We start from the raw sequence: 9,582 nt of genomic DNA on the forward strand, positions 1-9,582 counted from the left end.
AAAGATTCTTTGGAACGCTTGAGCAGAAGCTAAAATACTTCAAATCAATAGAAGAGTTCATGAACTTCTACAACAAGAAGCGACCCCATATGAGCTTAAATCTTGACGTGCTTGAGACGCCAGAAAAGGCATTTTACAGAAAGCTAGAATCTGGCAGTAATTTGCCAGATACTACCTAAAATAGGGGAGATTTTTTAATGAAAGGAAAAGGAAATAATTACAGGATAAGACAGAAATAATAAAATTTTAGTTTAACATTTTGTGTATCCACAGCATTTGCAACTAACGCAACCTTCAGAAAAAACTAATACTTCCCCACATTCTGGACACTGTGCTGGCATTCCTGTATGGTTAGATCCACCATTTGAAGTCACTACAACATCCAATCTTTCTTGTTTTGTATTAAGTTCTTTCTTAATGTATCTATCCAAAACGATAGCTATTGCATCTGCACATGAATGAACTGGAATCCCTTCGTCCCACGTTGGCATTGGACATCTGATATGTCTTAACTGTTCCAGTATGGATTCGATTCTTATCCCGGACCTCAAAGCTAATGAGATTAGTCTTGCTATGGCTTCATTTTGGCTTGCTGGACAACCTCCAGATTTACCCATTTGCATAAAGATTTCACAAAGCCCATACTCGTCTTCATTAATTGTAACATATAGGTTGCCACATCCAGTCCTTATTTTTTCCGTGAATCCTTTGGTAACTTTTGGCCTTGGCCTTGGGGCTTTTTGAATGGCCGTTTCTTTTTTGTTCACTTTTCCAATATTCAAAACTTGTTCATCTCTAGACCCGTCTCGGTATATAGTGGTTCCTTTGAGGCCACTTCTATATGCTAAAAGGTAAGATTGCATGACATCGTTCTCAGTTGCACTCTTGGGAAAATTAATTGTTTTGGAAACGGCATTGTCGGTGTACTCTTGAAATGCTGCTTGGATTCTGATGTGCCACTTAGGAGAAATATCATGGGCAGTTACAAATATTTTCTTAAGGTCGTCAGGCACTTCATCAATATTTTTTAGAGTTCCTTCTTTTGCAATTTTCTTCATCAACTCTTGCGTGAAGATGCCTCTTTCTTTAGATATTTCAGCAAAAACAGGATTTATTTCTAAGAGCTCATCATTGTCCATAACGTTCCTGATATAGGATATTGCAAATATTGGCTCAATTCCACTTGAACTACCTGCTATAAGACTTATAGTACCTGTTGGGGCAATTGTAGTAACTGTTGCATTTCTAATGTGGGATTCTCCCCTCTCATGGAATACACTTTTCTCAAAATTGGGGAATGGCCCTCTCTTTGAGGTAAGCTCTCTTGAAGTTTCTGTAGCTTCTTCTTTCACGAACTTCATTACACTTTTTGCAAGGTCGACTGCATCTTCAGAATTGTAAGGTATTCCCATTCTTAAAAGCATATCAGCGAATCCCATGACACCTAAACCTATCTTCCTATTCCCTTTTGTCATGTCTTCAATCTGGGCCAAAGGGTATCTATTTACATCAATAACATTGTCTAAGAAATGAACTGACTTTTTTATCACATCCCTTAGATGATCAAAATCTATTTCATATCCTTTAGAGGATTTCTTTAAGAATTTTGAGAGATTAATAGAGCCAAGATTACATGATTCATAGGGAAGAAGTGGTTGTTCACCACACGGATTGGTGCTTTCAATTTCACCTATAGCAGGGGTTGGATTTCCCCTATTTAGCCTGTCAATAAATACTATTCCAGGCTCTCCATTTTTCCATGCCATGTTGACTATAAGACTAAATACTTCTTTTGCATTTAATTTTCCATCTACTTTTCCAGTTCTTGGATTGAAAAGTTTATAGTCTTTTCCATTCTCAAATGCTTGAATGAATTTATCTGTTATGGCAACAGATATGTTAAAATTATTAAGTTTAGTATTTTCTTCTTTACATTTAATAAATTCTAGAATATCAGGGTGGTCAACTCTTAAAATGGCCATATTGGCCCCCCTTCTTGTTCCACCTTGCTTTATGGTCTCTGTAGCTGTGTCAAATACAGTCATGAAAGAAACTGGGCCACTAGAGATACCTTTAGTTGTTAAAACTACGTCATTTTTTGGCCTGAGTCTAGAGAAAGAAAAACCTGTTCCACCCCCACTTTTATGTATTAAAGCAGTATATTTTATTGCATCAAAAATACTATCAATAGAATCATCAACGGGTAAAACAAAACATGCAGATAACTGCCCGAGTTCTCTTCCAGCGTTCATAAGTGTTGGTGAATTCGGAAGAAATTCAAACTTTGTCATCATCTCATAAAAATCTTTAGTTAATCCTTCGACATCTGCATTGTCATCATAAATTAAATCCGCAATTGCAATGCTTTTAGCAACTCTCAAAAAAAGATCATTTGGATTTTCTACAACATTTCCTTCTTGATCTTTTTTTAGGTACCTCCTTTCTAATACTTTTATCGCATTATCTGATAAATTTAATGGCTCTTCTGCATAATCAGTGTTACCAATCTTATCATAATTATAATTCTCAGAAACTGCCATGCTAATATAAATCCCTCCAAATTATATGTTGTCCAAACTATTTAATTGATTTATTTCTTAATTATAAATCTTTTGGTAAACGATTTTTAAAATTTGATATTGCAAAAATTATTCTATTCCAGAGCGTTTTACTATTTCTAAAATCATCACTAATAATGGTATGAATATTTTTTACATCATTACTTATATAAATAAATTATATTTTTTAATAACTATGCATAAAACAGCGAGCATTGATATTGAAAAAGACATTATAAAAGAGAATTCAAGATTAGCAAATGAGAATAGAACTCTTCTAAAAAAATATGGAATTAAATCCTATAATGTAATGGGTGCTATAGGTTCTGGAAAAACTTCTCTAATCGAAATTGCAATTGATTTCTTAGTAAAAAAAGGGAAAAAAGTTGGCATTATTGCGGGAGACGTAGTTGCTGAATACGACTCCAATAGATTTAGGAAACATGAATGCCTTGTAATCCCTCTAAATACAGGCAAGGAATGCCACTTAGATGCACATTTAATATCCCATGAACTGGAGGAGCTAGAAGAAAGAGGAATACTTCAAGACCTTGATTATCTCCTAATGGAAAATGTAGGTAATTTGATATGCCCTTCGGATTTTACGCTTGGTGAAGATGAAAGAATTGTTATTGTTAGCGTAAGTGAAGGAGATGATATTGTACTGAAACATCCCATAATATTCAGGTTTTCTGACATATGTGTAATAAACAAAATTGACATTGCCAAGGCCGTTGATGCAAGTCCAAGAAAAATGGAAAGGGATTGTCATTCACTAAATCCTAACATAAAAATCATTAAAACTTCAGTAAAGAAAAATATAGGAATAAATGAATGGTTAGAAATATTCGAATAAGCATCTATTATTAGACAATCTAATTATTTATAATTTTTCAAAAATTTTCTAGTATCTTCAGTATCCATCCACCCTTCGTCCAATTGTTTTATAACTTCATCAATTCTATCAATGTTTGTTAATAGAGTCTGTTTTATTTCTGGATCATTAATTCTAACCTGAGTGAAAGTATTAAGTATTGCTAATGGATTCCTAATATGATCAATTAGATGGGCAAAATGTTCAATATTATTCTCTATTTGAACTAAAGCTTTCTTTCTTTCGGTAATGTCCCTAAATGCAGTTACTGCACCTATAACTTCGCCCTTATCTATAATAAATTTATTATCAGCTTCTACTATAATGATGTCACCATCTTTATGTTTTAATTCAAGTTCTATTTTTTCATCAGAATTATTATTTATGCCTTGTCTGAACATTTTAGCTAAAGCTGGAACATGTTTAACATCAATTATTCCAACTCCCATAAAACTTTTTCCAATTAATTCTAATTTTTTGTAGCCTAATTTAGTTTCAACTCTTTTATTTATCTCTAGTATTTTTCCATATTTATCAACATAGAGGATAATGTCTCCAACTGTATCAAGTATAATCTTATGTTTTCTTTCAGCGTCGGTCATTATTATTTGAGACGATTTTATTTTGTTAAATCCACGATTGATGAGATAGAAGATCAACAATGAAGTCAAAAAAATAAATAAAATATCCTTAAAAGATTGAAAAAAAATCAATTTCGGTATATCTATTATACGTGTTGCAAGAAAGGCATCAGAAAATAGAATCCATATGACCCCTATAACTAGATAAACACTGACAATGATGAGGGGATTACCAAAAGAAATTTTTTCATCTGCATGGTCCATGAAAATACCTTTATCGCCATATTATAGCTTTAATAGTATTGTTATATATTATTATATTAACTTATGGGTAAAGATAAATCTATAGTGAATGGTAGACTAATAAAAATATATAAAAATTAGTCTATAAATTCAATAATTACTTCTTTTACATCCCATAAAGTTTCAATCTTTTCTTTAGTCTCTTCTCTTATCGAATTGGCGAATTGATGATTAGACGGTAAATCAATTGTGAGAAAAACTTTGCCACTGTCAATTTCTATCTTTTTAATGAGATTTGTTCTTACAACATCAAGCCCAGTTAAAGGATTCATTACTTTCTTCAATCTATTATTTACGACCTCAATTGTTGTAGGTATTTTTTCAGCAATGATTCCGTGTTTTTCTTCATAATTTTGTATTGCTGCCCTCAATCCTTCAACTGCTAATACCGAGCAATGCGCTTTTATTGTAGGTAATCCGCCTAAAGCATCTGCTGCCTGCTGCCATGTGATTTTCTTCGCTTCTTCAAGAGTTTTACCTTTGGCCATATCTGTAATGATCGAACCAGTTGCGATATTTGATGCGCAACCATAAGATTCAAATTTAATATCCTCAATAACTTTAGTTTCAGGATTTACTTGTATATAGACTGAAACCATGTCTCCACATGCAGGACTTCCTTCAGTTGCTTTGCCATCAGGATTTTCTAGTTTACCTACATTATGCGGATGACGAAAATGTTCCAACACTTTTTCACTATATGGAAATTTCATATCATTCCCTCCTTACTAATTCTTACCCAAGGGGCTAATTTTTCTAAGTTCAGTTACTACTTCTGCGATATTGTTCACTACAGAATCAACATCTTCCATATTATTGTATCTACCAAATGTAAATCGAACAGATCCATGCGCTCTTTCATGATCCCCCCCTATGCCCATTATAACATGGCTTGCCTCAAGAGACTTGCTGAAGCATGCTGACCCTGTGCTGACCGAAAATCCCCTCATATCGAGATGAAGAGTAATTGATTCACCTTCGACATAATGGAAGGTAATATTAGCATTTTGAGGAACTCTTTTTTCTTTGTGACCATTCAATGTTGTGTCTGGTATCTCACTCAATACTCTCTTAATAAGGTGATCCCTCATCTGCTCCATTTTTTTAGTTTCTTCTGAGGATATCAATTCAATAGCTTTTGCGAATCCTACTGCCCCGGGAATATTTTCTAATCCTGCACGTTTGTTAAATTCTTGAAATCCTCCGTCCATCCACTTTGAGATTGGAGTATTCTTACGAATAAATAATGCTCCCGTTTCTTTAGGCCCATGGATAGTGTGGGCAGACAAAGTAACTAGATCAACTGGAATTTCCCTAACATCAATTGGAACTCTTGTAAAGGTATGTGTTGCATCTGTATGAAAAAGTACTCCTTTATTTTTACAAATGCTTGCTATTTTAGCAATATCTTGCATTGTGCCTATTTCTTGATTAGCATGTTGGATTGATACTAGGATAGTGTCTTTTCTTATAGATTTTTCAAGCTGGTCAAAGTCAATCAAGCCATATTGGTCGACATCAAGATAGGTAACTTCAAATCCCTGTTTTTCAAGGCTCCTTGCACTGTTAAGAACTGGAAAGTCTTCAATTTTTGATACTATAATATGCTTACCTTTTTTTTCTTTTAGGGCCATTGCAACTCCTTTTAAGGCCATGTTACTAGATTCAGTGCTTCCTGAAGTGAAAACAATTTCTCCAAAATCAGCCCCCATATAATTGGCAATAAATCCTCTAGCCTCGTCTAACGCTTCTCTTGCTTCAATGCCTAAAGAGTATCCAAATTCTGAAGTTGCAACTGCATAAACTTCAAAGAAATATTTTTTCATAGATTCTAAAACCCTCTCATCCAATCGTGTAGCAGCTGCATTATCAAGATAAATATTTTTTTCCATTATATTCACCATATTATATAAACAGTGTCATGCTTGATTCCATTGCTTCTTGAATATATGTCCCAACGGAACAATAATCATTAATTAGGTCTTGCCTTAGATCTTCAGGCTTTACACCCATTATCTCCATAGTCATATCACAAGCCAGTATTTTACCACCAAGTTCTTTGAAATCTGTAATCAGTTTCTCTAGAGAAGCTACATTGGCTTTTTTCATTTTCTTCTTTATCATCATTTTTCCCAAACCAAGCATATTCATCTTTGAGAGTGGACCTTTATCAAGCCCACCTTTCTTCAATCTCTGAAGTCCAAAAAAAGTGAAATACAAAGAAACTTCCATACCCATTGAAAGAGCACCGTTTCCAACTATTAAGGCACTATAAATTTTATCCATATCTCCACTGTGAACAATTATCGTAGCTTTATTCTTTTTTGAATTAGTTAAATCTTGCATATTTTTATCTTCCATGTGCTGCCCTCCTCTTCGATAGATATAATCTTATACCCTAAAGCCTTTACAGCCATTGGTATTTCCTTTTTAGAGGTAGGGTGTGTTCCCTCTATCTCAACTATATCTCCTGTCGCTGCTTTTCGTAAAGCTTTTCTGCACTCAACTAGTGGCACAGGACAAGTTTGACCTTTAACATCGACTTTTATTTCAGCCATTCTTTCAACTCCTAAGTGATTATTATGATACTAGGCATATTGTCTTTCAATATCTTTATTGTTCAATGTTAAAAGCCTAACGGCAATAATTAATATATATAAAAATTTTTAATACTTTTAAAAAAATATAGATTCTAGATTTGAAAAATATTCAATATAAATAAACGAAAAATAAATGAAATAAAATAATAACAAAGAGTAACAAAAAATTATCTAACAATAGCTTCTACGGGGCATATATGGGCACATAAACCACATCCAGTACATACTGTTGGATTAACACTTGAGTGGCCATCTTTAAATTCTAGAGCAGGACATCCTGATAGCTTTATACACGCCTTGCAAGCTCTACACGTCGAGACTTCTACCCTGTATATAGGCCGCTTATCTATGCCTTTTAAAAGAACACATGGCCCTCTGGATACAATAGCATAAACCTGTTCGCTTTCAAGTGCTTTTTTTAGGGCAACTTCAATTTGTGTTACATCACTCGCATTTACGACTTCAACTGGGATATCCATACCAGAAATCAACTTCTCAATAGATACAGAACTTGCAGGATCTCCCATAGCAGTTAGCTGTGTTCCTGGATGTGGTTGATGGCCTGTCATAGCTGTGGTTAAATTATCAAGAACCACTGCAACAATCTTAGAATTATTATATTTTGCATTTAGTAAAGGAGGTATTCCTGCATGAAAAAATGTGGAGTCCCCCAAAGTTGCAACTATTGGCTCATTTACAGATTTTGCAAGACCACAGGCTATTCCAAAACTTGAACCCATTGAAATGCAGGTATCAACTGTCTGAAGCGGTCGTGGAAATCCTAAAGTATAACAGCCGATATCGGAAGGAAATATAGCCTTGCCCCTAGTAACTTTTTTTATTGCATAAAATGTTGATCTGTGTGGGCAGCCAGCACATAATAGAGGGGCCCTGGTGGGTATAATAATGGTTTTAGGTTGTTCTTTGGATACATCGATTCTAAAAAATCTTGAGAGTATTTCGGTTACTAAATCCGTAGAAAATTCGCCGATTCTTGGGAATATATTCTTGCCATATATCTTTAAGTTCAATTGATTTTCAAACATTATCATTTTTACATCATTTTCAATAACTGGTTCAAGTTCTTCAACTATTATGACCTTTTCTAGATCTTTAATAAATGACAAGACTTTATTCTTTGCTAAAGGATGTGAAATCCCAATTTTTAATATTGGAGGTTTAATGCCCAAAATATTAAGAGTTTCCATCAAATAATTAAAAGATGTCCCAATGACAATTATTCCAGTTTTTCCCTCTCCAGGTATGGAATAATTAAAATTAGATTCTTCAACAAATTCTTTAATTTTTTCCATTTTTTCTAAAAGTTTTTTGTGTAATACTCTTGTATGGGATGGTACAGCAACATACTTTGTAACATCCTTTGTGAATTTACCTTCTCTTTTTTGGATATTAATTTCTCCTAGTTCTACATCTCCTCTCCCATGACATACCCTAGTAGTTGGTCTTAAAATTACAGGTATAGAAAACAACTCAGATAGATCATATGAGAATATTATCATATCCCTACATTCCTGAGCGGAAGATGGGTCTAAACATGGTACATTTGCAAATCTTGCAAATAACCTGTTGTCCTGCTCATTCTGAGAAGAATGGCAATCTGGCTCATCGGCTGAAACAAGGACAAATCCACCGTCAACGCCGGTATATGCCAGAGTCATTAGTGAGTCAGATGCAACGTTTACTCCAACATGTTTCATTGTTACAAGGGCTCTTTTTCCGGCCCAAGATGCTCCAATTCCCACTTCAAGAGCAACCTTCTCATTAGCGGAAAATTCAACATAAACACCATACTGTTTGGCAAATCGTGCAGCAGTTTCAGGGATTTCTGTTGACGGAGTACCCGGATAAGCTGCAACAACTTCAACACCAGCTTCAAATGCACCTAAGGCAATTGCTTCATTGCCCATTAGAAGTTCTCTTTTCATGATTTATCAAAGATTAACTCTTTTAAAAAACTTATTATTAGTAAATATCTTAAAAATAATTTCTAAGCTATTAAATCAATTCAATTGTATTCTATTTGCTAGAACTTTTAATTAATTTGTTTTAATCAAATCTTATTATTTTAAATTTCCGTAATAATTAAATATAACGAATATATAATGTTTACATGAGTTCTTTGTCTCTACAAGAAAAGCTAACCAATATCCTAAAATTGGGCCGTTTCTTTTTTGTTCTCGGCGGATTCTTTCTTTTTTTAGTAGGGGCCTTTTTTGCTATATTAACAGGTGCAGAATTAAACATTGGAAAATTATTTATTGGCTACTTGATTCTTTTTCTAGGCCATTTATCCGTTTCTTATAGTAACGATTATTTCGATTTTGAAGCTGATAAATTAGGTGAAAGAACTAATGTTAGTGGCGGTAGTGGAATACTACAACTTGATCCATCTCTAAGAGAAGCTTCAAAATGGATAGCATTGTCTTTAATCTTTATTTCAATTATTATTGGGAGTATTTTTACCGTATATTATGACTATGCATTATTTTTCTTAGGTTTTGTTATCTTCGGGAATCTTCTCGGATGGTTTTATACTGCACCCCCAATTAGATTGTCATATAGAGACCTAGGAGAAATATCCACAATGCTTGCAATAGGTTTTATAGTCCCTGGGATGGGTTACTACGTAATGAAAGGCTTTATAG

General features: G+C 34.0%; 9 protein-coding genes. 2 read left to right on the forward strand and 7 right to left on the reverse strand.

The window, feature by feature from the left end; genetic code table 11:
* Nucleotides 1-251 precede the first annotated feature (251 nt).
* Nucleotides 252-2,540, reverse strand: a complete 2,289-nt coding sequence (locus KO464_09035) for a vitamin B12-dependent ribonucleotide reductase (protein MCC7573515.1) — start codon at nt 2,538-2,540, stop codon at nt 252-254.
* 214 nt (nt 2,541-2,754) lie between these two features.
* On the opposite strand from KO464_09035, the gene hypB reads away from it, so the two are divergent.
* Nucleotides 2,755-3,414, forward strand: a complete 660-nt coding sequence (gene hypB, locus KO464_09040; protein ID MCC7573516.1) for a hydrogenase nickel incorporation protein HypB — start codon at nt 2,755-2,757, stop codon at nt 3,412-3,414.
* A gap of 23 nt (nt 3,415-3,437) precedes the next feature.
* Here hypB and KO464_09045 read toward each other — a convergent pair whose 3' ends face one another.
* The 6 genes from KO464_09045 to iorA form a co-directional block, all read right to left on the reverse strand.
* Nucleotides 3,438-4,277 (reverse strand): PAS domain S-box protein, encoded by an 840-nt coding sequence (locus KO464_09045; GenBank protein ID MCC7573517.1) that lies wholly within the window; start codon nt 4,275-4,277, stop codon nt 3,438-3,440.
* 116 nt (nt 4,278-4,393) lie between these two features.
* Complete coding sequence (locus KO464_09050) at nt 4,394-5,029, reverse strand: iron-sulfur cluster assembly scaffold protein (protein ID MCC7573518.1); 636 nt, start codon at nt 5,027-5,029, stop codon at nt 4,394-4,396.
* A 15-nt stretch (nt 5,030-5,044) separates the two neighbouring features.
* Complete coding sequence (locus KO464_09055) at nt 5,045-6,208, reverse strand: cysteine desulfurase (GenBank protein MCC7573519.1); 1,164 nt, start codon at nt 6,206-6,208, stop codon at nt 5,045-5,047.
* Nucleotides 6,209-6,221: 13 nt separating this feature from the next.
* A complete protein-coding gene (locus KO464_09060; protein ID MCC7573520.1) occupies nt 6,222-6,662 on the reverse strand; it encodes a DsrE/DsrF/DrsH-like family protein in 441 nt (146 codons plus the stop codon).
* The gene (locus KO464_09065; protein ID MCC7573521.1) at nt 6,650-6,874 is read right to left on the reverse strand and encodes a sulfurtransferase TusA family protein; all 225 of its coding nucleotides are present in this window, start codon (nt 6,872-6,874) and stop codon (nt 6,650-6,652) included. Before KO464_09065 ends, KO464_09060 begins: the two co-directional genes overlap by 13 nt.
* Before the next feature lie 209 nt (nt 6,875-7,083).
* The gene (iorA, locus tag KO464_09070) at nt 7,084-8,862 is read right to left on the reverse strand and encodes an indolepyruvate ferredoxin oxidoreductase subunit alpha (GenBank protein ID MCC7573522.1); all 1,779 of its coding nucleotides are present in this window, start codon (nt 8,860-8,862) and stop codon (nt 7,084-7,086) included.
* A 185-nt stretch (nt 8,863-9,047) separates the two neighbouring features.
* Between iorA and KO464_09075 the strand changes: the two genes are divergently transcribed.
* Nucleotides 9,048-9,582 (forward strand): prenyltransferase (locus KO464_09075; protein ID MCC7573523.1); only part of this gene is annotated, 535 nt, incomplete at its 3' end.

Source organism: Methanofastidiosum sp. (assembly GCA_020854815.1).
In the GTDB taxonomy this organism is placed as follows: domain Archaea; phylum Methanobacteriota_B; class Thermococci; order Methanofastidiosales; family Methanofastidiosaceae; genus Methanofastidiosum.